Origin of the sequence: Pseudomonas linyingensis, assembly GCF_900109175.1 — a bacterium.
GTDB lineage: Bacteria > Pseudomonadota > Gammaproteobacteria > Pseudomonadales > Pseudomonadaceae > Geopseudomonas > Geopseudomonas linyingensis.
Map to the genome: position 1 here is coordinate 22,074 of NZ_FNZE01000011.1, position 21,660 is coordinate 43,733.

Genomic DNA, 21,660 nt, shown 5'->3' on the forward strand with positions numbered 1-21,660 from the left:
TGTCGTTCCTTGGCTCATGCGGTGACGGAGACGGTGCGGGGCGCGCTGGCCCGGCTGATGATGCGGAGGGTTCTGCGGTCCCGGCGCGCGGCCGGGGCTGACTTTCCCAGCTCGTCTTCCTGCGGCTTGCGGCGAACGGCGGAGAGGATCAGGGCCGGCACGACCTCGAGGGCCAGTGCGAAGCCGATGCAGAGCAGGGTTGCCAGCTCCAGCGGTAGGCCGGCGGCCTTGGGCGCGGCTGCGCGCAGGGCGGTGAGCTCGATGGATGCGGTATCGAGGCGTTGGCGGGCTTGCTCGCGCTGATCAGCGATGCGGGGGAGGGCGGCGTCCTCCAGCTCCAGAGCGCGGGTGACCATGCCGCGGTTGCGCATGGCTTCCGCCTGGGCACGGATCGATGCGACCTCAGCGGCGAGCTGGGCGGTCAGCTGCAGATCTGCGGCCCGGGCCTGCTCGAGGTCGGCGATGCGTTGCTGCTGCACGGCCTGCTGCTGTGCGCGGCTGCCGATGATGGAACTCATCATCCGGTCGAAGGTGGCCCAGCCGGAGACGCCGGCCAGCACCAGGGCGCAGGCGATCATCATGGCTGCGCAGGCGCGTCGGCCGTCCCCGGCCAGCTGCAGGGCAGTCGGCCAGGCGAGGTATTTGAAGACGTCGAGCAGCACCGCGGCGAGCGCGAACAGCGCCGCGAGCTGGCGATCCTCGATCAGGGCGAACATGGCCAGGCCTACCGATACGACGGTGACGCTGGACAGGCCCAGGGCGATGGCGGTCAGCGCAGCATGGCTGCCGCGGAATGGAGCGGTCATGCCACATCCCTCCACGTAGTGCTGGGTGCCTTCTTTTTGCCGCCCCCTGTCGCAGGTGCTTCTACCTTCACCTTCGCGCGGATCTTGAGGTCACGAGACTTTCCAGCCTTCCGCAGCAATGCGATGTACTGCTCAGCGAACTGCGGGGCATCGAACAAGCTGCTCAGCTGCACGACGCGCGAGCTGAGCATGGTCTTTTCGGCGCGACTCTCGACGGCCGCAAGCCACTGCGAAGGTGTCAGCTCAGTTTTTCCGATGGTGGTCGGTGTTTTCTTCCTAGCTTCCTCTCGAGCGAAGTGCTCGGTCATGCCGAATACAGCGAATGTGCTCATGGTTCCCTCCGGGCAATACAGGTCCATGCCGCAGGCTTGGCCTGCAGCTGGCGGGCAATGTGGTGGTCAGGCGTCGGAGCGGTCGAGCCGCGCGGCCTCGGTGGCGCCTGCTTGGTACAGCCTGCGCGCCACGTTTTCGGATGGCGTGGAATCGTGGCGCGGAACGGCGAGCATCGGCGCTGAGCCGTCTGTTCCGGCGGCGTGGGCTGCGCCGATCAGCGATTCGACGACCAGGCCGATTGGTGCGCCGCCGGCCAGCTCATCGAGCTTGGCGATCAGGCCTGGTCGCACACGGTGCCTGAGAGGTAGCGGCTCCATTTCAGTTGCCGCTGGCAGCAGTTGCACGCTTTCCGCGTTGAGAGCGAGCAGCTGGATCGCCTCGGCCTGCTCCTCGATGCCGTGCCAGGCCATCAGCTCGGCCAGTGCGGCCTTGACGCCTGGGCGCACCCGGTGGCGCAGCTCGACCTCGCCGGCGGCGTCACGCTTGGTTGCCGTTTTGGCCGAGCGTTCGGATTGGGTCTTGGCGGTCATCGGCGCTTCCTCGCTTCGTGGTACCCGGCCAACCATGCACAGCGCTGGCCGAGCTTCCATTCGGGGTAGGGGCAGGGCTCATTGCGCCAGGCCTTGGCGCCCTCTCGGCAGGCTTGGTGGTACTTCATCGCTGGCACCCGCCGTGGGTGGTGGCTGTCCAGCCGGCGCTGGCCTCGTCGAAGGTGATGCCGTAGCTCGAGCACAGCGCCTTGAACTTGGCCGGCTTCAGGCCAGTAGCTTCCCGTGCCTCGCGGCTGCTCTTGCCGATGGCGGCCATGGCCAGTACCCGTCCTGCGAGCAGCTCGATGGCTGACAGCGCGGGCTTGGTTTCGACCTGGTCGGCCAGCTGCGCGAGGGTCGGTTGCTCGGCCTGCTTGCGCTTGCTGCTGGGGATGGTGACACCCAGGGCGGCGGCTATGGTGCGTACGTCCGCACGGGTGAGCTTCAGTGCCAGCGCGATGGCGGCCACGCCGGCGCCCTTGCTCGCCTCCTCGCGCAGCCGGTCACCGTTGGCGTCGATCATGGCCTGGCGGACCTGCCAGTTGGCCTTGTCCAGCGCTTTGCGGCGGTGGATGTGCTGGGTCTGGTCGCCGGTTGGAAGGTGCTTCGGAGCGCCGAGGTGGTTGGCGTCGGTTGTGCGTGGCTCGCCTGGGCCGGGCAGGCGGTGCTCGACTCCTCCCTGGCGGAGGAATGCGGAGCGCTTGGCATCCAGCTCAGCGCGCAGATGGTCGCGTGCCTGGATCTCTGCGGTCAGGTACATGGGGCTGCTCCTTGCCGGGAGTCTGGTAGAGGTCGTGGAAGGCCACCCGCCGGCGGGCGGCGGTGCGGCGGGTCAGTGTTCGGCGCATCAGGCGCCCGCCAGGTAGTGGGCGGGCGCGAATGGGATGTCATCGTCGAAGTCATCCGGCGGCGCGGCCTGTTGGCTGGGCGGCTGGCGTCCGGCGCTTCCGCCGCTGGCGGCCTGGTAGTCCCTGGCGGCGTCCGAGCGGCCATGGGCGGCGGCCTGCTGCTCGTGCCTCGGTGCCTGGCCACTGCCCTTGGTGCCGAGCAGCTGCATCTGCCCGCCGATGTCGACCACGATCTCGGTGGTGTAGCGGTCCTGACCGTCCTGCCCCTGCCACTTGCGGGTCTGCAGGCGGCCTTCGATGTACACCTGGGCGCCTTTCTTCAGGTATTCGCCGGCGATCTCGGCGACCTTGCCGAACAGCACCACGCGGTGCCACTCGGTGCGCTCGACAGGCTGGCCGGTCTGCTTGTCCTTCCAGGTGTCGCTGGTGGCCAGGGTGATGTTGGTCACGGCATTGCCGTTGGGCAGGTAACGGGTTTCGGGGTCGCCCCCGACGTTGCCTACCAGGATGACTTTGTTGACGCCTCGAGCCATGTGGCCCTCCGTGGTGTTTGGTCAGTTGGTGATAGCGCTGGCCATGCCGCTGATGCAGAGCCAGGCTGCGCATGCAGTGGTAGTGGCGATGGCACCGAGCAGTCGACGCCGAGCGATGCGCTGCAGGCGCTGCTGGCGGCGGGTCACGAGAAGATCGCCCAGGTGATGCGGTGGAATAGGGCCAGGCTGGCGGCGAAGGTGGCTGCGATCATCAGGCAGCCGATCAGCTCGCTGCGCGAGGTGGCTCGGGCCTGCTGCTCAGGGTGAATGCGGGTGGCTTGGGGCTTCATCGCATGGACTCCACGAGGGCGAGCATCTGCTCGAGGATGTGTTCGGCGTAGGGGGTGTCGAGCTGGACAGCCATGCGCGACGGCTCGTCCTTGGTGCGGGCGCCGGCGTGGAGCCGGTACCCGGTCACCTCGATCACTCGGCCTGCCGCGCGGAACTGGGCGCTGGCCTCGAAGCGGCCTGCGACTGATGCCTCGACGGCGGTACTCATGATCTTTCCGGCCAGGCCGGCGATCCGTGACTCGTGCATGGCTGAACTCCTTGTCTGCATGGGTCAGGCGCTCTCTGCTGTGCACCGTTGGCTGCCGGTGCGGTGGAGGATTGAGGCTTCAGAGCGCCTGCCGATGCAGGCAGTGGTTGAGCGGGTGACGGGCGTCACCGTTGGGGAAGGATTGCCGGTTGTGCGACCCACCCGGCTCGGGCCTTTTTCCAGTACTGCGCACTCCTGCGGGAGTGGTGTGCCGGCGCGCAGTTCGACGGCGTGGTGATGCGTGAGCCGCATCGGGGAGTGATCTGCTGACACCTGCCGGCCGACCAGTAGCGCCGTGGGCGACTCCTGTCGCGCGGCTTGCCCCGGCTCCTGCCTTCCGCTCGCTTTCCGCGCTGCCGGGTTCCGATTCAGATCACTCTCCGATCCGGCCCTCTCGGGTGATCGGCATCCGCTACAGCCCGCGCCGGATGAGTCGCGTGTGAGGCCCCGTGAAGGCCCGGCTGCCCGATTTTTCTGTCATCAGCACCTTCGAGGGTTCCGGAAGATGCTGATGCGCTCGACTGCTGCGCATCGGGTTGAGCGCACCGCCCTGTGTAGCCGGCTGCTCGGCTGGCCCGCAGGGCGGGAACTGGTGATCAGGCGCTGGCCTTGGTGATCGCTGCGCGAGCCATGGCTGCTGTTGATCCGCACCCCCAGCGAAGCAGCACGTACTCGGCCGTCTCCAGCGCCTCGCGCAGCTCGCTGTGGTCGCCCTGCATGGCTGCGACCACCCGTCCGCCGGCCAGCTGCTGGCCCAGGTGAACGCCCTCAGCGCGGTCCTCGATGACGACAGTGATGCGGGTCATGCCGCCACCTCGTCCTTCTCCTTCTGGATGCGCTGGTAGATCTCCTCGCGGTGAACCGCGACTTCCTTCGGCGCCGTTACACCGATGCGCACCTGGTTGCCCTTGACGCCCAGGACGGTGACGGTGATGTCGTCGCCGACGTTGATGGTTTCGCCTACGCGGCGGGTGAGGATGAGCATTGCGACCTCCTTGGTCGTTGGTGGTATCCCGAAGCGCCCGGGTGACCAGGCGCTTGAGGATGCCTACCGGCGCAGCAGCAGGACCGCCAGCAGCAGGCCGACGATGACCAGGTCGGCGCACATCGAGAGCAGGCGACTGGTGGAGTCGACCAGCACCACGCCGGCGGCAAGCCCGAAGGCTGCCCAGCGGCGAGCGCGATCAGTGAAGGCGGAGACCATCGGTCAGGCCTCGATGCCGAAGTCTTTCACTCGCAGGCCGAGGGCCTGGCCGACCTCGGCAAGCACCTTCAGCTCTTCTGGGCTGATGCTGCCGTCGCCCTCGGCTACGGTAAGCATGTTGACGAACACCTCCTCGGCATCCAGCGGGTTGTTCTTGATGTCCGAGATCTCGCGCATGATGTTCATGCGGCCAAGGCGGAAGCCGGCCTGCAGCTGCTCGGTGAACAGGTTCACCTGGTTGGTGATCTCGGCGCCGAAGTGCTCGAGGTTCTTGTTGGCGCGAATCTGCAGGTCGACCTGGGCCGATTCGTTCTTGCTGATCTCGCCGTCCGCAGCAGCGACCAGCAGGCAGCCGCCGACGATGGCTTGCATCAGGTCGCGGTTTTCCAGTTTCTTGACTGCGCGCTTGGCGCCGAACAGCTTCTTGCCGATACCGAACATGGGGTGTCCTCGTGGGGTTGGTGTGTGCTTCCGGCATGGCCCTCGGCGAAGGCCATTCCGTGAAGCGCCCGGCGAACCGGGCACCTGTCAGTCGCAGGACGACGAACTGCTCGAACTGCTCGAACTACTCGATGAGTCACTGCTGCTCCCGTTGCTATCGCTCGACGAGTAGCCGCCGCTGTCACTGCTGGCCCAACTGCTGCGGTGGATGTCGTCGCAGCGCCTGGCTGGCTCCGGTTCGCTGACGTAGGCGACCTGGTTGATCGGGTGGAGCGGGCTGTGGATGCCCGCCGGGTTCAGCGGGTTGAGCGGGCAACTGGCGTCGTCAGGCCGGCTGGTACTGCGCGCGGTTGGCGCGCTGCTGGCTGCGGCGTTCTTGCGGCGGCGAGCGATGGCCGCCTTGATCTTCTTGAACATGGCCTGTCTCCAGTGGATTTCCCCTGCTGCTGCCCGATGGCCTGGGCAGCAACGGGAAATCGTCTGGCTCGCCGGGTACAGCGTCCGGCGCCGTGTTGCCAGGGCCCCGAACACTCGGGCCTGCCGGCTGAACCGGTGACAGATCGTCACCAGTTGAATTCGTGTGCTTCGCGGGTCTTGCTGGGCGCTGTTTCTGGCCACCTGCGCCTGGGCCTGCTTTCGCATCTCGGGGAGCCTGAGACTCCGACAGATCACCGCGCCCTGCTGGCCGTGATCACTCCTTTGTGCGGTTCTCCATGCTGCGAACCCGGGGTGAGGCTTCCCCTGTACCGGTCTTGGCTTGCTCCGCAGGTGCCGGCTCGCTGGCTGCGGGTGGTGGAGCTAAAGAGCCGCCCTTTTCAGGGCTGCCGCGGCGGTGTGCGGCGTTGAAGCAAAACTACAACGTAAAATTGTAGCTTGCAAGCCTAAATTGTAATTTCCTGCAATGAAAAGTTGTAGGTGGTTGCATTCACCTACGGAGGGGTAGCCGGGTAGGCCATGCGCTTGCTGCCGATAAGTGTCGCAATGCACTGTATGTACATACAGCAAAAGGAGAGGCGCCGATGGCCAAGCAAAAACCCGCAAAACAGCAACAACGCCGTGAACTGACCGACCTGGAGCGGCTTGGGCTGCGGATCTCGTCGATGATCAACGCGCCCAAGGCGCAGCTGGAGCGCCGGGCGGTCATTCACCGGCTGGACACGGACACCGACGAGGCGTGGGATGGGGTGATGGAGCTGCTGCGGGAGACCGACGGTTTGGAGATGACCGTCATCGAGGAGGGAGTGGTCGAGCTGCGCTGGCACCAGCAGTCGGATGATGACCGCTATGTGGGGGATGGGGAGATCGAGGTGGTAGAGGAGGGCGTCGAGTAGGGAGACAGAAAAAAAGCCCCGCTCGGTGGCGGGGCAAATAGGAGCAGACTCTCAGTCCATGCAGATTAGTGGTTGGGCTGTGAAGGTTTCGTGATGACTTTTACTGCCCGCCATTCGCGAGCCTGTGGACTCGGCTCAGGGTCTGGTGCGCTCTGGCGAACTCCCCCTGGACATAGGCCGATGCCATGACAAATCTGGCTGCTCTCTTCGAGATGCGCAGCAAGCGTCGTGCACCCCTAGGTTCCTGGATCGTGTCCCGCCCTGACTCCAGTCCATCCAGAATGGCCTGGCAGCGGTTGAGAGTGCAGGTGATGTGTTCGGTGATCATGAGATTCTTCCAACAGTGCTAGCCGAAAGTGGCGAGCGGAAGCATGGCGTCACGACGGCCAGAGCTGGGCAGATAAAGAAAGCCGCACGGCGGCGGGCTGTGCCGGTGATCGGCGGACAAGGGCGCAGGTGCTCGCCTGGCAGTTAGCGTCTGCTATCATTTTTTGATAGCATTTGCGGTATGAAGAGCAGACACCGAAAGACCCTCGAAGCCATTTTTCGCACGCCAACCAGTGCGGCCCTGGTGTTCGCGGACATCGAGGCGCTGGTCATTCACCTGGGTGGCGAGGTGCTGGAGCGCGAAGGGTCGCGAGTCAAGCTCGTGCTGCAGGGTGTGCAGTGGCGTTGCCACCGGCCGCACCCCGGGAAGGAAGCCAAGAAGTACCAAGTCGAAGAGGCCCGCGAGTTCCTGCGGCGGGCGGGAGTTGAACCATGAACAGCATGACCTACAAGGGCTATACGGCTCGCATCGAGTTCGACGAGCGTGACGACATATTCGTGGGGCGGGTTCTGGGGGTGCGCGACATCATCAGCTTCCACGCCGACTCGGTGGCTGAGCTACGCACCGAGTTTGCGGTTGCCGTTGACGACTACCTGGCCGACTGTGCCGAGCAAGGAGTCAGCCCGGAGAAGCCGGCATCCGGGAAGGTGATGTTGCGTATTCGGCCGGAAGTACACGCAGCGGCCACTATCGCTGCGCAAGCCGCCGGCAAGAGCCTGAACCAGTGGGCTGAAGAGGCATTCGAGCGCGCGGCGCACGCCTGAAGCAGAAACAAAAAGCCCCGCACGGTGGCGGGGCAAATAGGGGGTGGAGACTCTCAGTCCTTGGAGGTTAGGGCAGCGAGCGTGAAGATTTCGTCGTGCGGACGTCGATGCCGCGTGAAATTCAGCGCTGGCTCTGCAGCAGGTCCGCTGCCCACGCGGTCTCGAACTGCTTGCGAGCCCTGTTCTCCGCTGCGTCGCAGACGGCGACCCGCTTACCTGACTCAGGGTAGATGCAGGAGGAGGGCGGCTGGTAGAAGCGCTCCCAGGCTTGCTGTTTCCCCCGCGCAGCCGCTGCGAGTTCGGCTTGCCTGAGTCGCGCAGCCACCTGCTGTCGAGTGCGCTCCTCGGGACTGATCGTGAGTTGGGGCTGTGGTGCAGCGATCTGCTGCCGTGCCTGCTGTTGCAGCTGGATCTTCTGGACAGCGGCCTGCGAGCGTTCGATCTGGCGCTGGGCCATGTTCTCGATGGTGGCAACGCGCACCTGGACCAAGTAGACACCCGAGACCGAGTTGATGACGCCCCGAAACCAAGCAACAGGGGGGGGGCTGCCGCGTCGCGCCGCATGAGCTTTCGAGTGGCAAGTAATTCACTTGTTCGCCGTCAGTAGATGTTTTTATGCGCGCAGTAATTTAATATTTATCTTGCTCTGGTGTGGTGGTTCGTGAGGCTGAGATTTCGTATTTAATTTTCTTCCTTCGAAAGTTTAGTGATTTATATTTTTATTTGGTTTTTCCCATTTGATTTTGTATATATGCAATCTTGCGTAAAGCTCGAAATTGGTGTATAATTTTTTTTATTAATTATTGTTCTTTGATGATATTTTTGCTTGGAGTCTGAAGGGATATGGAGCGCAAGGAGATTTTTGAGCCTATTAAGACGGCGCACGCTGTTGCTGAGGTGATATTTTTCTTTGAGTTTTCTGAGCTTTTAATATCTAGTCGCAAGAAAATGGATGATCTTAAGGCGGGGATGGTGGACCTGCTCCCTGATGCAAAAGAGCAAAAGAGCGTTCAGATTAGCCTTGGCGATGATGAGGCTGCAAGTGTTCAGCACAGTGCGGATGCGATCCAGTTTTCTAAACAATCCCCTGCCGGTGAGCTTCAGTGGCTTGCTAGGGTTGTAGGTCCAACCTTAAGCGTGCATTGCGTCGATTACTCGCGCTGGGCTCCGGTTAAGACTCAGTTTTTAGCTATTCTTGAGTGCGCTCTTAACTCATTGGGTATTAAGGATGGGTTTTCTGGTGTTGGCCTGAAAGTAATAGATAGGTTCAGGTATAACGAAAGCGCAGGGGCGTATGACCTGGCTAGGCTCGTCGATCCTGAATCTAAATATGTGAGTAGGCACGTCTTTGACTCCGGGCATAGGTGGCATTTCTATTCCGGCTGGTACGAGCGTGATGCAGTTGATTTGGAAGGCGTAGAGGTGCTTAGTCAACTAAATCTAGACTCTTCGTTTGTCGCTATTTCCGATGGGGTGCTACAGAACTTTGTTACTTTTGATCATACCCTGGCTCTTAAGAACGTGGAGATGGGTAATGGGGTCTTGGTTGCACTTGAGGGTGGTTCTTCGGCTGTCGATGTGATTTCTAAAGTTTTTGATAATCTTCACGAGGTAAATAAGTCGATCATTCGTGATGTGCTGTCTAAGGAAGTTGCTGATCGGATGAACCTGAAGCGACAGGAGGCTTGAAATGGATTTTATTCCCGTAAAGTCAGTTAGCCTTGGTGGAGATTGTAGGCCTACTCTGAGTAGCGGAATGGCTTTGTTTTCTGCATCTGCGCATGCCGAAATGCCACCCCCGGTATTGCGCGCGCGATATGAATCTGCTCGATATGCTAGTGTGGATGAGATTGCAAGCAGTCAGTCTGCTTATATTGATCACATCGTGCATGGGATTGAAAGTAATACTCGGCTTAAGACTCCTGGGGCTATCACTATTCCGGCTGCAAACACTCCTAATGCCTTGGTGCAGGTCATGGCTAAGGTTAGAGCATACGCCTCTTTGGAAGATGGGTGGGATGGGTACGGGGGTGTTAAAATAGAATCATCTACCCGGAATGATGCTGAGCTGTTTGCGGCTTTTCATGCGGCTGATATTGAACGTGTGATGCCAAAGGTTAGCCCTGCGGGTGACGGTGAAATTAACTTCAGCTGGAGCACCGGTCGAGGTGTAATAGATCTCGGATTTTATGGGGATGGTAGTTATTCTTACTATGCTGTGACGGAAGATGGTAGGGAGTTTTTTTCGGATGAAGAGGCTCTCTCAAAAGCTCTCCCTGAAGAAGTCGCAAAAATTATAGCGTAGTTTGGTAGCTTAGAAATGGAATTCCATTATATTTGTGATTCCGAGCGAATTGTTCGGACAACTTTCAGTCCTGAGCACTTTGATGGGGTTGAGTTTTCCAATGCAGCTATAAGCTTGGATGACCTGTCGTCTCGAGGTGTTAGTGTGGATCGAGAGGGGATCACGCCGCTTTCAGCGTTAGATAAAAGAATCGAAGCTCAAGTAGCTAAGAATCCGGACGCAAGACAGAGCGTGGTCTATTCTGTTCTGCTTGTGGGAGCTGTTCGAGCGATTCAGGGCCAAGAGGCATCTCAGGCGCTTGAGGTTAAGGCCGATCCCATTAAAGAAGAAAACGAAGGGCATGCCCTGATCCTGAGTGCAAAGCCGCGAGGCAAGGCTGAGTTAAGGGCGTTAAGGCTAAGGCTGATCGGCATGATGAAGGCTGGACTGCACTCTAAAGGGACCCTGCAATTTAAAGCCTAATAATTGTTTCGCCTTAAGTGTGCGAACTTTATGGATTGAATTGGCTTTATTGTAGATTGGCTTATATTGCCTAATCGGGCGCATATTTCCTGATAGCTGTCTCGGGGGTGCGCGTGATAGCGGTCTTCTGGCCAGTCTCGCGGCCAATGGAGCGTATAGCCGTCAGGGACTCGTTCTACTTCGCAACGCACCGCGCCAAGACCGCCTGCATCTCGTACACGTCGGCGCCGCGGCTGAACTTCTTGATGATCGGCTCAGCGATGCCGGACACCCAGATCTTCAGATCGGCGTCGAGATCGAAGTGGCCGGCTGTCTCAACGGAGAAGTTGGTGATCGAGCGGTAGGGGACTGAGCGGTACTCAGTTTTCCGGCCGGTGAGCCCTTGCTTGTCGACCAGCAGCAGGCGCCGGTCGGTCATCACGATCAGGTCGCGCACGAGCTTGTAGCCACGCAGCACCTGCTCTCCTTCTCCGAGGAGCTTACCCAGCTCATCCCTGACGTCTGCTTCGCTGATCGGACTCGCATTGCCGAGTAGCCCTCCAAGAATGGCCATCTCTTTTTCCTCGTGTTATTGGCAAGGTGACTCGCACTGCATGCCGTCGTTGTCCATGTGGTACTGCTCGTTGCTACCTGCCACCAGCTCCTCCCGCAGCACCAGCAGCTCGCGCGGCGCCGCGATGGCAAGACGCACGTGGTTGTTGTTCTTGATGCTGGCGACCTCTATCTCGATTCCGTCCGCGATGAGCCGGCGCAGTGCCTCCTCCTGGTCTGCGCTGGGATCGATGGTCAGGTGGATTTTCTCGCCGACGCGGCGACCGAGGATGAGGGGCATGGTTCGCTTCCTTGCGATCAGTGACTCGTTATTGGCTGCAGAGCTCGAGCTTGGCGTTGTCCCGCTCCACGAGCTCCTTTCGGCGCACCTTTACTTCCAGTGGTGCGCGGATGTCGAGGAAAACCTGTGTGGCGGCAATGTGGGCCACGCCGATCTCGATCCCCTCCTCGAGGATCCAGCGTAGAGCCTCCTGCGGATCAACTGCGGGGTCGATGGAGAGGATTATCTTCTGGCCGGTACGGCGAGTCAGTTGGAGTGCCATGGTTTGCTTCCTTGCGTTGAGGGTTGTTCTTACCGACGGGGCAACTCGCAGGGCCCGCCGTCGCTGTCGATGTCGAGTCCGCCGTTGGAACACGACTCCAAGTTGTTGCGGGCATTATCGCGCCACACCAGCTCTTCCCTCTGCACTCGCACTTCTCGCGGCGCCTTGATGCCCAGGCGAAACTGCTTGCGCAAGAAATCGCTTTTAGTGACACAGATCTCGATGCCCTCCTCGAGGATCCGTTGCAGCGCAACTTGTGGGTCGACCGAGGGGTCAATGGTGAGGATGAGCTTCTGGCCGACACGGCGGCTGAGTACCAGAGAACCTTGAGCCATGATGTTGCCCCTTCACGGTCATCTAGATGTTTGTCTGCAGAGACTCTCGCACGGCACGCCGTCGTTGTCTTGGTCGAGACGGCTGTTGCCGCACTGCTCCAGTTGGTGTTTCGCTTCAGAGCAGCTGCTCATCTGGCCGCAGGTCTTGCGTGTGGAGCAGCTGTAGCTGGTGCCGCCGGCGCTGCCACCGAATGCACTACCGGAAGACGCCCCGGCCACGCGCTGCGTGTTGCCCGAGCAGCTGCTCAGATCGACTTTGCCAACAAAGGGGTTACCCCAGCCCATGGCGCAGGCTGTTGCCTGGTTGCGCCACTTCTCCCACTCGCTGACCGGGTACTGACGATTCCAGGCTTCATAGGTGCGACGGTCCTGGTTGGAGAGCCGCAGCTTGTAGCGGTCGGCCATGTAGAGGTAGATCCGGGCGGAAGCGCCTCGAGCATGCTCGGGTGGCATGGCGGTCTTGGCCTTGAAGTCCACCACCATAGGGCAGGCGCCGTACTGGGTCGGCTTGCCGGTGACCATGCCCAGGGCGAAGTTGCTGCGGTCTTCGTTCACCTCGCCGATGCTCGGCACCAGGTTGTGCAGGTCGGCTTCGGCCGCGGCGAACACCGGGTCGTTGTCAGTGCAGTTGTCACGCCCGCCGGCTTGCCAGCATTGGCGCTGGTGGCCGATCACCCAGGCGGGAACCACGTGCTCCCACTCGATGCGCCCAGCGCGGTTGGCGTTCTTCCGGGGCTGATACCCGCAGCTCGCCAGGTCGACTCGGTTCCCCTTGTACTCGCAGCCGCAGTAGAACGTGGTTTCGCGGCCAGCATAGAGCTTCCACGCCACCTTCTTGGCTTCGTTGAAGGTGCGCGGGGCCTCGATGCCTTGGAGGGCGAAGACGGCTGGCGAGAGGAGAGCGAACAGCAGAGATGCTGCGATGAAGCTGAAGCGCATGGTGCTTCCTTGCGTGTTGAATTGGCCCCGCGCAGCGGCGGGGCCTGCATGTCACGGCTGCTCGTATCCGCGGACCGTGGTTTTCAGCTGCTCAGCGAGTCCGAAGATGTCGTCAATAGTATCAATTGGGTGTCGCGTCTCAGTCTTGCTGGCATCGAAAACCCCAATGTACTTCTGGGCACGATTGAAGTGGAGGCGACAGATCGGCTTTCGGTTGTTGTCATCGAGTAGCACACCGAAGTAGCTCTGTGTGTCGCGCGCAGCTACGCGCCTCACGTCGACCTCTGCGCGAACGATGGCGCGCACGACGTTGAACGCATCCAGCTCCTCCTGAGAGGTTACGATCTTGTCCTTGCCATCGTTGTCCTCCTGATCCCCCTCATCGCTATCTGAGGTATTCATGCTTGCAGGCTGAGGAGGGGAGCTGACACCGATGATTGCAGACTTCAGGCGATCATTGGCCTGGTCGTTCAAGAACTGCCGCATGGCTTTGAGCGTGAGGGCTGCAAACTGCTCCCGAACGCGCTGAGTGATCACCCCGTCATACACTCGGGTGGTTAAGAGGCGCACGAAGTCGTCGTCCGGTGCGCTGAACTGGGATGCTAGGACGCGCTTGAGCTGGCTGACGTACTTCAGTTCGCCAGCCGCATTGATTATCGACTCGACATCAAATGCAGGCTTGGTGAGCTTTTTCAGCTCCGGGACGGCGTGGTCGTCGATATCCAGCAGGTCGAGCACCAAGAATGGCTTGTCGTCCATCTTGTTCGGCGCGTCGAGATCGGTGAAAAACTGGTAGATCTGGCCATTAGTGAGGATGGCTATGCGTGCGCTGGTGACGCCAAAGTAGCGGTAGAGCTGGGATGCGTGATTGAGATTCAGAGTGTCGCCGAGCTTCTTGCACTCAATGAGGATCTGGACGGCGCCGTCCTTACAGATGGCGTAGTCGACCTTCTCCCCTTTCTTGGTTCCAACGTCTGCGGTGAACTCGGGCACCACCTCGGTTGGATCGAACACGTCGTAGCCGAGCACAGCCTGAATGAACGGCATGATGAATGCCGTCTTGGTTGCCTCTTCCGTCTGGATCACCGCCGTTTGCTGCTTGATCTTGGCGGCTAGGGTAGCCAGTTTGTCTTCAAATTCCATGTAGCGCGCTCCGTTGCAGCGAGGTTCCGTCACCTCAAGACTTTCTGGTGCTTCATGCCCGCGATCTGGCATGGAGGCGATCACCTGGCCAGCCTCAGGCTGTCGCAGGCGCTAGAGCTTCTTCCCGTTCCACACGAAGAGCACCCTGGCGTGAATAGTCACATCGCCGATCGGCACGGTGCGGTCTTTGTGCTTCTGGTTGTCGGAGATCAGCTCGAAATTGTCTGCGTCTGCCATCTGCAGGCGCTTGATGTACAGCATGTCGTTCCAGGTCAGGACGTAGATCCCGTCGCCGGCGAACTCGTTGACACCGCGGTCGACGATGACCGGGTCCTTGTCGTTGATCGTCCCCTCCATCGACTGGCCCCAGCCGGTGATGATCGAGAGGTTTGCGGGGGAGGTGAACTCCAGGCCCAGCTTCTCCAGCTGGGGGCCGCTGACCACGACATTACGGACGAACTCGGCATACTCGGCAGGCATCTGGCCGTGCCCCATGGAGGCGCGCACGTCGTACTGGGGGATCAGGATGTCGCCTTCGACGACTCTGGCCGATAGATTGAAGTTGCCGGTGAGCACGTTTCCACTGTGTTTGGCTGGTGCCTGCTCGGCCTCTTCCTGGGCGGCCACGATGAGTCGCGCGCGAGCCTCCTGAGAGAGTGCCTTGCCGGCCTTTGTGGCCAGCATGGTGCGTACCAGTTCGGCTGCAGAGGATGCCGTTCCGGTCCCATCGGGCTCCGCGACAGAGCGTTCTGTTGGTTGGGAGGCCTCACGCGGCCCGCGGCTTCCTTCGAGAAGCGACGACATCGAGACGCCCAGCGCCATTGCGATCTCGCTCATCCGCTTGGGACGAGGAGTGTTTCTGTCGGACTCCCAGGCCTGAACTGACTGCGGGCTTACCCCTAGCAGCCTCCCCAGTTCGGATTGGTTCATCCTTTTCTTTTCGCGTGCCGCAGCTATGCGGGATCCGATCGTTTCCATGACGGCAACGATACAACTAGCTGTTGTAGCAAGCACTGCAATTCTCCCTTGTAAATTCGCTCGCCGGACTGTAACTTTGGGTTGTAATTCACCTGTCGAGGCGACAATGAAAGCAAACGCCGCCGAGCGTGCAGCTGCAGCCGCAGGAAGCCAGTCGGCTCTGGCGCGGAAACTTGGCTGCTCCCCTCAAGCCGTTCAGCGCATGTGCGCCACGGGGCGCGTGCCCGCTGAGCGAGTTCTCCGGATCGAGGCAGCAACCGGAGGAAAGGTCACTCGTCATGAGCTTCGGCCAGACCTCTACCCGGCTGAGTCGGCCACATAACAAACCAACGCTGTTGCTGAGCGGGAGGGCAGAGATTTCGCCCCGGATTTCAGTTTTGGTCGGCTGCTGCATGGGGTTCATCCCTGACTGCTGATCCAGTGATGACAGATTCGCCCAGGGACGACCAGGGCGCTACGCGAAAGGAAAGAGGAGTTCGCGAGATGGAAGTTTTTGAGAAGGCACTTCACGACGAAGTGATCGCCAAGGGCGGTACCGAGCTCGCCAAGAGCATGGGAGTCAACCGCACCCGCCTGCTGGACTGCGCCAATCCCAACCGAGAAGACCACCGCATGAACCTGCAGATGTTCGGGCAGATTCTGGCGCACCTCGACTACGCCGCAAAACGCCGCGTGCTCTGCGCGTTGGTTGGAGAGTTCGGCTTTGACCTGGTGGACAAGGATGCGGCCAAGGCGATGACCCTGACTGCAGCGCTGGTTGGTGTCGGGAAGGAGGTTGCCGAGCTGACCCTGGCGATCCATGAGGCCATGGCAGACAACCACGTCAACCAAACCGAGAAGTCGATCATCGGCCGCGCTGTCAGCGAGGTACGGGGCAGCCTGGATGTGGTCGAGCAGTCGGTGAAGCGCGCCTGACAGCGAGCAATAAAAAACCCGCCGGCCAGGGCGGGTTCTTCAACGGCGCGCAAGGCGCCAAGTGCAGATGATTCGAGAGGAAGTGTAGATGACTCCCACTGCAATGAACAACCGCCCGCGCCACGATTTGAGCATTGCCGAAAACGTGGCGCGCAACGTGACGATGAGCAGCCGCGAAATTGCGGAGCTTACCGGGAAGGAGCACAAGAACGTCATCCGCGACATCCGCGCCATGCGTGGTGAGCTGGAGAAAGATGGCTCAGATCTGAGCCATGAAATCCGCGAGGAGATCGATGGCCGCGGCTATGTCGCCTGCATCCACCTGCCCCGCGAGATGACCGAGCTGCTGCTGACCGGATACAGCGTTCCGCTGCGCCTGAAGGTGATCCGTCGACTGAACGAGCTTGAGGCTCAGCAGGCGCCCTGCGTCCCGCAGACCCTCTCTGAAGCCTTGCGCCTCGCCGCCGACCAGGCCGAGAAGATCGAGCAGCAGCAGGCTGCGCTGGCCATCGCCGCACCGAAGGCGGCCTTCGTCGACCAGTACGTCGAGAGCACCGGCTCGATGAGCTTCCGCCAGGCCGCGAAGCTGCTGAAGGCCAACGAGCGCCAATTCCGCCAACTGCTGCTAGACAAGGGGGTGATGTACTACCTGGGCGGAACCCTGACCCCGTACCAGCACCACATCGACGCCGGGCGCTTCCATGTGAAGACCGGCACCAACGAGCATAACCAGCACGCTTACACGCAGGCCCGCTTCACGCCGAAGGGGCTGCAGTGGGTGGCGGGGCTGTGGGCGTCGTACCAGATGGAGCGTGCAGCATGAGCTTCGCTGCGCTCGACTGGGCCTGGAAGGTCCGCACTGGCAACGCTGGCCGAAAGGCTGTGCTGATGGCGCTGGCGCAGTTCGCTGACGAGGATGGCGTTTGCTACCCAGGCCAGGAGACGCTGGCCACGCACACCGAGCTGTCGGCCCGTAGCGTGCGCGACCACCTGGCGCAGCTGGAGGCTGACGGTCTGCTGGTGCGTACTGAGCGCCGTTGGGCGGATTCAAAGAAGCGCCGGACTGACCTGTATCAGCTGCAGATTGGTCACTTTCCTGAGCCGAAGACCAACCGGAAAAAATCGCCGGTAGGTGGAAACGGCCAACCGGAAGATTCTTCCGGTGGCTCTGCGCCGGCGGCACCCTGCGCTCCTGCTGGGGTTGATGCGTGCGCCACTGAGGATTCGTCCAGCGGCGAACAGCATACCAACCGGAAAATTTCGCCGGTAGCACCAACCGGCAAATCCTGCACAAACCAACCGGCAGATTTCGCCGGTTATGAATCTTCAGACAAGAACCGTAAGGGCTCCTCCTGGGATGCGCGCAGCCGCCGCTTCCCGATGTTCGAGGAGTGGGAGCCGGACGAGGTGACTCTGCGCCTGCACCTGGTGACCGCTGGCGTTGCCCTTGCCGAGCTGACCCCGGAGGTCGTGGCCGAGTTCGTCGCCCATTGGGCCACCCAGTCCCTCGACGACACTCATGCCGGCTGGTGCAAGCGCCTGGTCGTCAACTTGAAAAAACACAAAGCCCGCCAGCTGGCCGGACAAGGAGTTCCCTATGCAAACCGCCAAGCCAATGTCCGCTCTGCTGCCGTCGGCATCCCGCTCGCTGAGAACCTCACCGACGCTGGATGGTCGGCCGGCATCGACGTCCTGTGATCGTGCCGAGCTGGAGCGCCGCGTGAATCTCGTGTTCTCGACCCTGCAGATCGATACCGGTCTGGCCGCGGCCTTCCGCTTCGAGTTCCCGGCCGATCAACCGGAGAAGCTGCGGGCGGCGAAGCGCGGCTGGTTCCGCCCGGAGCTGGACAAGGTTCCCGCAGCGCTGTTCGAGGCCGGCCTGCGCCGGATCGGTTCCGAGTGGCAGGCGGGCCGGCAATTCAAGTCCATGCCGAGCATCGGCGACTTCCTGGAGCTGTGCCAGCCGAGTGCTGAGGCTCTGGGCCTGCCGTCTGCTGCTGCGGCCTACCGCGAGGCCTGCGCGAATGCCCACCCGGCAGCCGGGCAGCGCTGGAGCCACCCAGCCGTGCACCACGCGGCCTGCGAGACGGGGTTCAGCGAGCTGCGCAACCTGCCGGAAGCCAAGAGCCGCGCGCTGTTCGACAGGGCCTATGCGGTGACCGTGCGCATGCTGCTGGCCGGCGAGCCGCTGCGGGAGATCCCGAAGGCGCTGCCGGCGAGCGTGAGCGTATCGACGCCGGAGGTTGGTCGCTCGACCCTGGCGGCGTTGCGGGCGCGGGTGCGCGGGGTGGTCGTATGACTCCAGCGAAGATCGCCGGTCTGCTTCAGGGCCAGACCAGCATGGCCCGCAAGCTGTTCGAGTTCGTCCCCATTGCTGAGGAGTGGACCGAGTTCCAGATCGCCAACGAGATGCGCCGCGTCACCGGCAGCGCGCCGGATTTGAAGGTGACGCGCGGCTGCCTGCGCGACCTGGCCGACTCGGGCCTGATTCGCCGCCGCAACGACCAGTTCCACCGCGCCCAGGCGCAGGAAAAGACCAAGCAGAAGGAAGCCGAAATGCCCGCCGCAAAAGCCGTTACTACTCTGCAGCTCAAACCGACCCACCCCAAGGGCGAGAAGCCTGCTGACAGCCCCATTGAGATCCTTGGCGACATCGCAGGTTCCATCGTGGCGCTGGGCAAGAGCATGGCCGAGCAGCTCCAGCAGCTGGCCAGCCGAGTGGAGGAGGCGGCTATCCATATCGAGCAGGGACAGGAGGCCAATGCAGCGAACTTGCAGAAGCTGAAGCAGTTGCAGTCGCTGTTGCGCAGCCTGGGTGATGACGCGGCATGAAGCAGACCAAGCTGACCAAGGCAGCCCGCGATCGGGAGTGCCAGGTACGTCTGCCGGGCATCTGCAACGGAAACCCGGAGACCGTTGTGCTGGCCCACTACCGCATGGCCGGCATCAGCGGCACCGGCATGAAGCCGCACGACCTGCTCGGCGCCTGGGCCTGTTCGGCATGCCACGACGAAATCGACCGGCGCACCCGCCACATTCCGATGGAGGACGCTCGGTTGTACCACCTTGAGGGGATGGTGCGGACCTTGAACACCCTGATCGCTGAAGGAGCCGTGAAGGCATGAGCGAGCAGGAGCGAATGGCGGTGCTGTGGGCGCTTGCCCGCGATACCGAGGAACAGCTGAAGGCCTTGAGGGGGTTGGAGTGAAGCAGTTTGCAGTGGGGACTATCCGCCGGCGCGCGCCGGTGGACTACGAGGGCAACGAGCAGGCGGCATTGTTCAACTGGATGCGGCTTCGTCACCCGCTGGCATGGCGACTGGCGTACCACGTCCCGAACGGTGGGCACCGGCACAAGGCAGTCGCGGCGAAGCTGAAGGCTCAGGGGGTGAAAGCTGGGGTTCCGGACATCACGCTCGCGCTGCCACGGGGCGGGCACCATGGGCTCTACATCGAGTTCAAGGCGACGCCGCCGCATGACGCCGAGGTGGCGGTGAGCCAGAAAGAGTGGATCGGGGCGTTGGTGGAGCAGGGCTACAAGGCGGTGATCTGCAGGGGGATGAAGGAGGCGATGGCGGTGATCGATGACTACCTGGCTCAGCCAGTGACGGAGGTGGTGCGTGGCTGATCTGCAGGAGATGACGGTTGCCGGGCTGGAGAAGCGGAAGGCAAAGCTGCTCGAGCAGCACCAGGTGGAGCGCAAGCGTGAGCAGCGGGCGCGCGGGGTGGTGGTGATCAAGGGGACCGGTCACCGGCCGTCGAAGGTGCGCATCAACCCGGGGCGTCGCGATCGGGTGGCGCTGGAGAAGGCTGGCGAGGCGATGCGCGAGATCACGCGGCAGCTGCGGGCGCTGGAGGTCGAGCTGGATCGGAGGGCGCGCAGTGAAGCGCCGGCACGGGCCTGATCTGCAGAAGCAGACGCGGCCTCTGGCGCCTTGCGGGGAGTGCCAGGGGCGCGGGGTGGTGAAGGGGCTGTTCTATGAGATGTCTTGCGATGGGTGCCACGGCTCGGGGTTCGTGGATGCGGTAACGGGTGAGCGGTTGGAGGTGGAGGAGCTGGTGCTGCAGCTGGGGAGGGCGCTCAGGCTGGAGCGGCAGAAGGCGGCGACCAGGCCGGTACAAGGCGGCGCCGAGCGGGACTATCAGGGTGATAACGGGCGGCATGGGCTGCGCGGGCATTGGACCGGGGATTGAGGAGTGGTGGGGATGATTTACAGCAGCACGTTGAGCGCGGTGGTATCGGCCCTGGCGGCGGAGTGCATCGATAACACGAGCAAGCAGAAGTGGCAGCAGCTGTATCAGTCCGGAGAGCTGCGACCGTGCGGTCAGACGGTGTCGCCAGAGGATCGCATGACGGCCGACTGCTGGGTGTTCGCCCGGTTGCATCACGGGCTGAAGCCGCGCCACTGGCATGCGCTGGTGGCGAAGTTCAGCACGCACAAGGGGCGGAAGGTCGAGGCGATCGGGAAGTTGGTGCCGCTGGTGGCCACACCGGCTGGTCCGCTGTTTCTCTACAAGGCCGTCACCACCTGGGCTATCCCGGCGCTGAAGGGCGCAGACGGTAAGCGCAGTACCAAGGATTTGCTCATCCTGCCGGCCCCGTTCTACGACATGAACACCTGGGAGAGCGAAGGCCGCCCGGAGCAGACTCGCCGCCGCTGGAGGCTCGGTATCCACAAGGTGCTCAACGAGATGGTCGGCGAGGCGCTGGTGGAGGCGGAAACGATCCTTTGCTCGGAGGGAGTGTTGGTGGGGGAGGCGGCCTGATCGAGCTGGCTAGGGATGGCCAGCCACATCCAGATTTCTGAGACCCCGCCAGCGAGCGGGGTGTTTCGTTTCTGCCGCCTAGAACCGATCGCCCGATCGGTGGGCGGCCGCTCATGCCTCTACCTGGCTTCGCCCTATTCGTAGATGGGCAATACCTCTACCTGGCAGTGGGGCAAATGATGACAGCCGGATGACGCACATCACCAGCAGTACGACTGTATCCGCGGACTGGATGCACGGCCCATGGATCGTGGCTTTGCGGGGTCTGCAACAGCAGGGCAGGCCTAAATTCTTGCCTGGGCAAAAAGACACTCGCGAACAGGTCGAGGATAGTTCGTGCACAGTCAGGCAACAGGACTTACTCCCTGTAGGGCTTTGAGCTGGCAGGTCCTGACGCCAGGATTCACAGCAACCAACAACGCAGTCTAGCGTCGCTCCCGAACGGCAGGTGTTCGCTCATCCGCCGACCAGGCTGCGCTCCAACTCGATGTACGAGCGAGGCATACAAGATGAACGACAACGTGGTCCCGTTCCGCTACCAGGGCCAACCAGTGCGCTTTAACACCGATGGCTGGATCAACGCCACAGATGCGGCCGGGCAGTTCGGCAAGCGCGTCGACCACTGGTTGGCGAACACCGAAACCCGGCAGTACATCGACGCCCTAGCCGTGGCGATAAATGCCCGGGATTCCGGGGAATTGATCAGGGCTCGCCGCGGACGTGGAGGCGGCACCTGGCTGCATCCCAAGCTGGCTGTCGCCTTCGCCCGCTGGCTTTCGCCCAGGTTCGCTGTCTGGGCCGACCTGCAGATCGACGCGCTGATCCACGGCGACGTGCCGGCGCTGCATCATTTAGACCGCGCCTGCAAGGCCCTGTCCGCCGGGCAGGAGGTGGCCAGCATCAGCGGGCAGCAGCTGGCTCAGTGGCGCTGGCGAAAGCCTGGGCTGGTGCACGAAGTCGAGCACTGGCGCGAGCAGTTGCAGCTGCCCCTTGGCTTGGACGCCGCACCAGCAAACACAAAGCCCCGCGCGGGGCGGGGCGTTGCCGATAAGAGGGCGATGCAATGA

At 62.1% G+C, this 21,660-nt stretch carries 37 protein-coding genes and 1 pseudogene; 17 read left to right on the forward strand and 21 right to left on the reverse strand.

All coding sequences use genetic code 11. The features are described 5' to 3' along the window. Nucleotides 1–14: 14 nt before the first annotated feature. The 12 genes from BMZ19_RS22440 to BMZ19_RS14180 all read right to left on the reverse strand — a co-directional run bounded on the left by BMZ19_RS22440 (nt 15) and on the right by BMZ19_RS14180 (nt 5,650). Nucleotides 15–806 carry a hypothetical protein gene (locus BMZ19_RS22440; RefSeq protein WP_170847771.1) on the reverse strand — a complete coding sequence of 264 codons (792 nt, stop codon included), beginning with the start codon at nt 804–806 and terminating at the stop codon, nt 15–17. Further along, nucleotides 803–1,138, reverse strand: a complete 336-nt coding sequence (locus tag BMZ19_RS14140; protein ID WP_090311956.1) for a hypothetical protein — start codon at nt 1,136–1,138, stop codon at nt 803–805. The genes BMZ19_RS22440 and BMZ19_RS14140 overlap by 4 nt, the downstream gene beginning before the upstream one ends. A 66-nt stretch (nt 1,139–1,204) precedes the next feature. Beyond that, on the reverse strand, nt 1,205–1,669 hold the full coding sequence (locus BMZ19_RS14145) for a hypothetical protein (protein WP_090311958.1): 465 nt from the start codon (nt 1,667–1,669) through the stop codon (nt 1,205–1,207). A 124-nt stretch (nt 1,670–1,793) separates the two neighbouring features. Continuing rightward, nucleotides 1,794–2,429, reverse strand: a complete 636-nt coding sequence (locus tag BMZ19_RS14150; protein WP_090311959.1) for a hypothetical protein — start codon at nt 2,427–2,429, stop codon at nt 1,794–1,796. A gap of 87 nt (nt 2,430–2,516) precedes the next feature. Beyond that, entirely contained in the window at nt 2,517–3,050 is a 534-nt protein-coding gene (gene ssb, locus BMZ19_RS14155) for a single-stranded DNA-binding protein (RefSeq protein ID WP_090311961.1), read from the reverse strand. Between the two features lie 143 nt (nt 3,051–3,193). Continuing rightward, the gene (locus tag BMZ19_RS22445; RefSeq protein ID WP_170847772.1) at nt 3,194–3,340 is read right to left on the reverse strand and encodes a hypothetical protein; all 147 of its coding nucleotides are present in this window, start codon (nt 3,338–3,340) and stop codon (nt 3,194–3,196) included. Continuing rightward, nucleotides 3,337–3,588 (reverse strand): hypothetical protein, encoded by a 252-nt coding sequence (locus BMZ19_RS14160; protein WP_090311963.1) that lies wholly within the window; start codon nt 3,586–3,588, stop codon nt 3,337–3,339. The genes BMZ19_RS22445 and BMZ19_RS14160 overlap by 4 nt, the downstream gene beginning before the upstream one ends. A 596-nt stretch (nt 3,589–4,184) precedes the next feature. After that, on the reverse strand, nt 4,185–4,394 hold the full coding sequence (locus tag BMZ19_RS14165) for a hypothetical protein (protein ID WP_090311965.1): 210 nt from the start codon (nt 4,392–4,394) through the stop codon (nt 4,185–4,187). Next, nucleotides 4,391–4,573 carry a carbon storage regulator CsrA gene (gene csrA / locus BMZ19_RS14170; RefSeq protein ID WP_090311966.1) on the reverse strand — a complete coding sequence of 61 codons (183 nt, stop codon included), beginning with the start codon at nt 4,571–4,573 and terminating at the stop codon, nt 4,391–4,393. The genes BMZ19_RS14165 and csrA overlap by 4 nt, the downstream gene beginning before the upstream one ends. A 63-nt stretch (nt 4,574–4,636) precedes the next feature. Beyond that, nucleotides 4,637–4,792: a hypothetical protein gene (locus BMZ19_RS22450; protein ID WP_170847773.1), complete on the reverse strand. Its 156-nt coding sequence runs from the start codon at nt 4,790–4,792 to the stop codon at nt 4,637–4,639. A 3-nt stretch (nt 4,793–4,795) separates the two neighbouring features. After that, the gene (locus BMZ19_RS14175; protein WP_090311968.1) at nt 4,796–5,233 is read right to left on the reverse strand and encodes a tellurite resistance TerB family protein; all 438 of its coding nucleotides are present in this window, start codon (nt 5,231–5,233) and stop codon (nt 4,796–4,798) included. Nucleotides 5,234–5,320: 87 nt separating this feature from the next. Beyond that, nucleotides 5,321–5,650, reverse strand: coding sequence for a hypothetical protein (locus BMZ19_RS14180; protein ID WP_090311969.1), 330 nt, complete (start codon nt 5,648–5,650; stop codon nt 5,321–5,323). A 602-nt stretch (nt 5,651–6,252) separates the two neighbouring features. Here BMZ19_RS14180 and BMZ19_RS14185 point away from each other — a divergent pair. From BMZ19_RS14185 to BMZ19_RS14200, 3 genes are all read left to right on the forward strand, one after another. After that, nucleotides 6,253–6,564, forward strand: a complete 312-nt coding sequence (locus BMZ19_RS14185) for a DUF1654 domain-containing protein (protein WP_090311971.1) — start codon at nt 6,253–6,255, stop codon at nt 6,562–6,564. A gap of 508 nt (nt 6,565–7,072) precedes the next feature. After that, complete coding sequence (locus BMZ19_RS14195) at nt 7,073–7,327, forward strand: type II toxin-antitoxin system HicA family toxin (protein WP_090311975.1); 255 nt, start codon at nt 7,073–7,075, stop codon at nt 7,325–7,327. Then, on the forward strand, nt 7,324–7,656 hold the full coding sequence (locus tag BMZ19_RS14200) for a type II toxin-antitoxin system HicB family antitoxin (protein ID WP_090311977.1): 333 nt from the start codon (nt 7,324–7,326) through the stop codon (nt 7,654–7,656). The genes BMZ19_RS14195 and BMZ19_RS14200 overlap by 4 nt, the downstream gene beginning before the upstream one ends. Nucleotides 7,657–7,777: 121 nt before the next feature. On the opposite strand, the gene BMZ19_RS14205 is transcribed toward BMZ19_RS14200, so the two are convergent. Next, a complete protein-coding gene (locus BMZ19_RS14205; RefSeq protein WP_090311979.1) occupies nt 7,778–8,146 on the reverse strand; it encodes a hypothetical protein in 369 nt (122 codons plus the stop codon). 353 nt (nt 8,147–8,499) lie between these two features. Between BMZ19_RS14205 and BMZ19_RS14210 the strand changes: the two genes are divergently transcribed. From BMZ19_RS14210 to BMZ19_RS22195, 3 genes are read left to right on the forward strand one after another with little or no spacing between them, the layout of a single operon-like run. After that, nucleotides 8,500–9,345: a TIGR04255 family protein gene (locus BMZ19_RS14210; RefSeq protein ID WP_090311981.1), complete on the forward strand. Its 846-nt coding sequence runs from the start codon at nt 8,500–8,502 to the stop codon at nt 9,343–9,345. A 1-nt stretch (nt 9,346) separates the two neighbouring features. Continuing rightward, the gene (locus BMZ19_RS22190; RefSeq protein WP_139214683.1) at nt 9,347–9,961 is read left to right on the forward strand and encodes a hypothetical protein; all 615 of its coding nucleotides are present in this window, start codon (nt 9,347–9,349) and stop codon (nt 9,959–9,961) included. Between the two features lie 15 nt (nt 9,962–9,976). Then, entirely contained in the window at nt 9,977–10,423 is a 447-nt protein-coding gene (locus tag BMZ19_RS22195; RefSeq protein ID WP_139214684.1) for a hypothetical protein, read from the forward strand. A gap of 175 nt (nt 10,424–10,598) precedes the next feature. Here the strand turns inward: BMZ19_RS22195 and BMZ19_RS14215 are convergent, their stop codons facing one another. From BMZ19_RS14215 to BMZ19_RS14245, 8 genes and pseudogenes are all read right to left on the reverse strand, one after another. Beyond that, a complete protein-coding gene (locus BMZ19_RS14215; protein WP_090311983.1) occupies nt 10,599–10,976 on the reverse strand; it encodes a PH domain-containing protein in 378 nt (125 codons plus the stop codon). A gap of 15 nt (nt 10,977–10,991) precedes the next feature. Continuing rightward, nucleotides 10,992–11,255, reverse strand: a complete 264-nt coding sequence (locus BMZ19_RS14220) for a carbon storage regulator (RefSeq protein ID WP_090311984.1) — start codon at nt 11,253–11,255, stop codon at nt 10,992–10,994. A gap of 28 nt (nt 11,256–11,283) precedes the next feature. Continuing rightward, nucleotides 11,284–11,517 (reverse strand): carbon storage regulator, encoded by a 234-nt coding sequence (locus tag BMZ19_RS14225; protein ID WP_090311986.1) that lies wholly within the window; start codon nt 11,515–11,517, stop codon nt 11,284–11,286. Between the two features lie 29 nt (nt 11,518–11,546). Beyond that, nucleotides 11,547–11,852, reverse strand: coding sequence for a carbon storage regulator (locus tag BMZ19_RS14230; protein WP_090311988.1), 306 nt, complete (start codon nt 11,850–11,852; stop codon nt 11,547–11,549). Between the two features lie 18 nt (nt 11,853–11,870). Continuing rightward, entirely contained in the window at nt 11,871–12,071 is a 201-nt protein-coding gene (locus BMZ19_RS22830; protein ID WP_280142167.1) for an excalibur calcium-binding domain-containing protein, read from the reverse strand. After that, nucleotides 12,072–12,791, reverse strand: a pseudogene (locus tag BMZ19_RS14235) (endonuclease); the annotation flags it as partial. A 51-nt stretch (nt 12,792–12,842) separates the two neighbouring features. Beyond that, a complete protein-coding gene (locus BMZ19_RS14240) occupies nt 12,843–13,934 on the reverse strand; it encodes a type I restriction endonuclease (protein WP_090311992.1) in 1,092 nt (363 codons plus the stop codon). Nucleotides 13,935–14,045: 111 nt separating this feature from the next. Next, the gene (locus BMZ19_RS14245) at nt 14,046–14,912 is read right to left on the reverse strand and encodes an XRE family transcriptional regulator (RefSeq protein ID WP_280142165.1); all 867 of its coding nucleotides are present in this window, start codon (nt 14,910–14,912) and stop codon (nt 14,046–14,048) included. 106 nt (nt 14,913–15,018) lie between these two features. Between BMZ19_RS14245 and BMZ19_RS14250 the strand changes: the two genes are divergently transcribed. From BMZ19_RS14250 to BMZ19_RS14305, 11 genes are all read left to right on the forward strand, one after another. Next, a complete protein-coding gene (locus BMZ19_RS14250) occupies nt 15,019–15,234 on the forward strand; it encodes a transcriptional regulator (RefSeq protein ID WP_090311993.1) in 216 nt (71 codons plus the stop codon). Nucleotides 15,235–15,395: 161 nt separating this feature from the next. Continuing rightward, a complete protein-coding gene (locus tag BMZ19_RS14255; protein ID WP_090311995.1) occupies nt 15,396–15,827 on the forward strand; it encodes a phage regulatory CII family protein in 432 nt (143 codons plus the stop codon). An 88-nt stretch (nt 15,828–15,915) separates the two neighbouring features. After that, complete coding sequence (locus tag BMZ19_RS14260; protein ID WP_212633241.1) at nt 15,916–16,650, forward strand: phage antirepressor KilAC domain-containing protein; 735 nt, start codon at nt 15,916–15,918, stop codon at nt 16,648–16,650. Then, nucleotides 16,647–17,525: a DnaT-like ssDNA-binding domain-containing protein gene (locus BMZ19_RS14265; RefSeq protein WP_090311998.1), complete on the forward strand. Its 879-nt coding sequence runs from the start codon at nt 16,647–16,649 to the stop codon at nt 17,523–17,525. Before BMZ19_RS14260 ends, BMZ19_RS14265 begins: the two co-directional genes overlap by 4 nt. A 22-nt stretch (nt 17,526–17,547) precedes the next feature. Next, nucleotides 17,548–18,126 (forward strand): replication protein P, encoded by a 579-nt coding sequence (locus tag BMZ19_RS14270; protein WP_090311999.1) that lies wholly within the window; start codon nt 17,548–17,550, stop codon nt 18,124–18,126. Between the two features lie 41 nt (nt 18,127–18,167). Beyond that, nucleotides 18,168–18,659, forward strand: coding sequence for a hypothetical protein (locus BMZ19_RS14275; protein WP_170847774.1), 492 nt, complete (start codon nt 18,168–18,170; stop codon nt 18,657–18,659). Then, nucleotides 18,656–18,952, forward strand: a complete 297-nt coding sequence (locus BMZ19_RS14280; protein ID WP_090312002.1) for a DUF1364 domain-containing protein — start codon at nt 18,656–18,658, stop codon at nt 18,950–18,952. The genes BMZ19_RS14275 and BMZ19_RS14280 overlap by 4 nt, the downstream gene beginning before the upstream one ends. A 79-nt stretch (nt 18,953–19,031) precedes the next feature. Continuing rightward, complete coding sequence (locus BMZ19_RS14285) at nt 19,032–19,454, forward strand: VRR-NUC domain-containing protein (RefSeq protein WP_244517233.1); 423 nt, start codon at nt 19,032–19,034, stop codon at nt 19,452–19,454. After that, nucleotides 19,447–19,731 carry a hypothetical protein gene (locus BMZ19_RS14290; protein ID WP_090312004.1) on the forward strand — a complete coding sequence of 95 codons (285 nt, stop codon included), beginning with the start codon at nt 19,447–19,449 and terminating at the stop codon, nt 19,729–19,731. Before BMZ19_RS14285 ends, BMZ19_RS14290 begins: the two co-directional genes overlap by 8 nt. A gap of 301 nt (nt 19,732–20,032) precedes the next feature. Beyond that, entirely contained in the window at nt 20,033–20,593 is a 561-nt protein-coding gene (locus tag BMZ19_RS14300; protein ID WP_090312008.1) for a hypothetical protein, read from the forward strand. Nucleotides 20,594–21,102: 509 nt separating this feature from the next. Next, a complete protein-coding gene (locus tag BMZ19_RS14305; protein ID WP_090312009.1) occupies nt 21,103–21,660 on the forward strand; it encodes a KilA-N domain-containing protein in 558 nt (185 codons plus the stop codon).

Excerpts from the sequence above, each read along its gene's own strand:
- BMZ19_RS22440 (WP_170847771.1), bottom strand. The coding sequence starts at position 806 with ATGACCGCTCCATTCCGCGGCAGCCATGCTGCGCTGACCGCCATCGCC.
- BMZ19_RS14140 (WP_090311956.1), bottom strand. The coding sequence starts at position 1,138 with ATGAGCACATTCGCTGTATTCGGCATGACCGAGCACTTCGCTCGAGAG.
- BMZ19_RS14145 (WP_090311958.1), bottom strand. The coding sequence starts at position 1,669 with ATGACCGCCAAGACCCAATCCGAACGCTCGGCCAAAACGGCAACCAAG.
- BMZ19_RS14150 (WP_090311959.1), bottom strand. The coding sequence starts at position 2,429 with ATGTACCTGACCGCAGAGATCCAGGCACGCGACCATCTGCGCGCTGAG.
- ssb (WP_090311961.1), bottom strand. The coding sequence starts at position 3,050 with ATGGCTCGAGGCGTCAACAAAGTCATCCTGGTAGGCAACGTCGGGGGC.
- BMZ19_RS22445 (WP_170847772.1), bottom strand. The coding sequence starts at position 3,340 with ATGAAGCCCCAAGCCACCCGCATTCACCCTGAGCAGCAGGCCCGAGCC.
- BMZ19_RS14160 (WP_090311963.1), bottom strand. The coding sequence starts at position 3,588 with ATGCACGAGTCACGGATCGCCGGCCTGGCCGGAAAGATCATGAGTACC.
- BMZ19_RS14165 (WP_090311965.1), bottom strand. The coding sequence starts at position 4,394 with ATGACCCGCATCACTGTCGTCATCGAGGACCGCGCTGAGGGCGTTCAC.
- csrA (WP_090311966.1), bottom strand. The coding sequence starts at position 4,573 with ATGCTCATCCTCACCCGCCGCGTAGGCGAAACCATCAACGTCGGCGAC.
- BMZ19_RS22450 (WP_170847773.1), bottom strand. The coding sequence starts at position 4,792 with ATGGTCTCCGCCTTCACTGATCGCGCTCGCCGCTGGGCAGCCTTCGGG.
- BMZ19_RS14175 (WP_090311968.1), bottom strand. The coding sequence starts at position 5,233 with ATGTTCGGTATCGGCAAGAAGCTGTTCGGCGCCAAGCGCGCAGTCAAG.
- BMZ19_RS14180 (WP_090311969.1), bottom strand. The coding sequence starts at position 5,650 with ATGTTCAAGAAGATCAAGGCGGCCATCGCTCGCCGCCGCAAGAACGCC.
- BMZ19_RS14185 (WP_090311971.1), top strand. The coding sequence starts at position 6,253 with ATGGCCAAGCAAAAACCCGCAAAACAGCAACAACGCCGTGAACTGACC.
- BMZ19_RS14195 (WP_090311975.1), top strand. The coding sequence starts at position 7,073 with ATGAAGAGCAGACACCGAAAGACCCTCGAAGCCATTTTTCGCACGCCA.
- BMZ19_RS14200 (WP_090311977.1), top strand. The coding sequence starts at position 7,324 with ATGAACAGCATGACCTACAAGGGCTATACGGCTCGCATCGAGTTCGAC.
- BMZ19_RS14210 (WP_090311981.1), top strand. The coding sequence starts at position 8,500 with ATGGAGCGCAAGGAGATTTTTGAGCCTATTAAGACGGCGCACGCTGTT.
- BMZ19_RS22190 (WP_139214683.1), top strand. The coding sequence starts at position 9,347 with ATGGATTTTATTCCCGTAAAGTCAGTTAGCCTTGGTGGAGATTGTAGG.
- BMZ19_RS22195 (WP_139214684.1), top strand. The coding sequence starts at position 9,977 with ATGGAATTCCATTATATTTGTGATTCCGAGCGAATTGTTCGGACAACT.
- BMZ19_RS14215 (WP_090311983.1), bottom strand. The coding sequence starts at position 10,976 with ATGGCCATTCTTGGAGGGCTACTCGGCAATGCGAGTCCGATCAGCGAA.
- BMZ19_RS14220 (WP_090311984.1), bottom strand. The coding sequence starts at position 11,255 with ATGCCCCTCATCCTCGGTCGCCGCGTCGGCGAGAAAATCCACCTGACC.
- BMZ19_RS14225 (WP_090311986.1), bottom strand. The coding sequence starts at position 11,517 with ATGGCACTCCAACTGACTCGCCGTACCGGCCAGAAGATAATCCTCTCC.
- BMZ19_RS14230 (WP_090311988.1), bottom strand. The coding sequence starts at position 11,852 with ATGGCTCAAGGTTCTCTGGTACTCAGCCGCCGTGTCGGCCAGAAGCTC.
- BMZ19_RS14240 (WP_090311992.1), bottom strand. The coding sequence starts at position 13,934 with ATGGAATTTGAAGACAAACTGGCTACCCTAGCCGCCAAGATCAAGCAG.
- BMZ19_RS14245 (WP_280142165.1), bottom strand. The coding sequence starts at position 14,912 with ATGGAAACGATCGGATCCCGCATAGCTGCGGCACGCGAAAAGAAAAGG.
- BMZ19_RS14250 (WP_090311993.1), top strand. The coding sequence starts at position 15,019 with ATGAAAGCAAACGCCGCCGAGCGTGCAGCTGCAGCCGCAGGAAGCCAG.
- BMZ19_RS14255 (WP_090311995.1), top strand. The coding sequence starts at position 15,396 with ATGGAAGTTTTTGAGAAGGCACTTCACGACGAAGTGATCGCCAAGGGC.
- BMZ19_RS14260 (WP_212633241.1), top strand. The coding sequence starts at position 15,916 with ATGACTCCCACTGCAATGAACAACCGCCCGCGCCACGATTTGAGCATT.
- BMZ19_RS14265 (WP_090311998.1), top strand. The coding sequence starts at position 16,647 with ATGAGCTTCGCTGCGCTCGACTGGGCCTGGAAGGTCCGCACTGGCAAC.
- BMZ19_RS14275 (WP_170847774.1), top strand. The coding sequence starts at position 18,168 with ATGGCCCGCAAGCTGTTCGAGTTCGTCCCCATTGCTGAGGAGTGGACC.
- BMZ19_RS14280 (WP_090312002.1), top strand. The coding sequence starts at position 18,656 with ATGAAGCAGACCAAGCTGACCAAGGCAGCCCGCGATCGGGAGTGCCAG.
- BMZ19_RS14300 (WP_090312008.1), top strand. The coding sequence starts at position 20,033 with ATGATTTACAGCAGCACGTTGAGCGCGGTGGTATCGGCCCTGGCGGCG.
- BMZ19_RS14305 (WP_090312009.1), top strand. The coding sequence starts at position 21,103 with ATGAACGACAACGTGGTCCCGTTCCGCTACCAGGGCCAACCAGTGCGC.